Genomic DNA, 255 nt, shown 5'->3' on the forward strand with positions numbered 1-255 from the left:
CAATCTTGGTATCAATCACCACGTCCTGGGTGACGGTCTTGCTGTTGCCAGCCAGGTCGGTGACGGTGGCGCTGACAGGGTAAGTGCCATCGGCCAAGGTGGTGCCGGTTAAGTCGATGCTCCAGTTACCGCTGGCATCAATCACCAAGCCGTTGGCGGTGGTGTACACCACGCCATTGATGGTGACGGCCAAGGTGCTGTTGTCACCCAAATCGACGGTACCTTTGAAAATCAGGGTGTTGTCATTGGTGATGA

The 255-nt window shown here is 55.7% G+C and carries 1 protein-coding gene; it reads right to left on the reverse strand.

Annotated elements, in window-relative coordinates:
• The coding region (locus KFE26_RS23885) for an Ig-like domain-containing protein (protein ID WP_249195907.1) at positions 1-255 on the reverse strand (255 nt) is incomplete at both ends.

It is taken from the genome of Shewanella sp. M16 (genome assembly GCF_018224605.1).
In the GTDB taxonomy this organism is placed as follows: domain Bacteria; phylum Pseudomonadota; class Gammaproteobacteria; order Enterobacterales; family Shewanellaceae; genus Shewanella; species Shewanella oncorhynchi.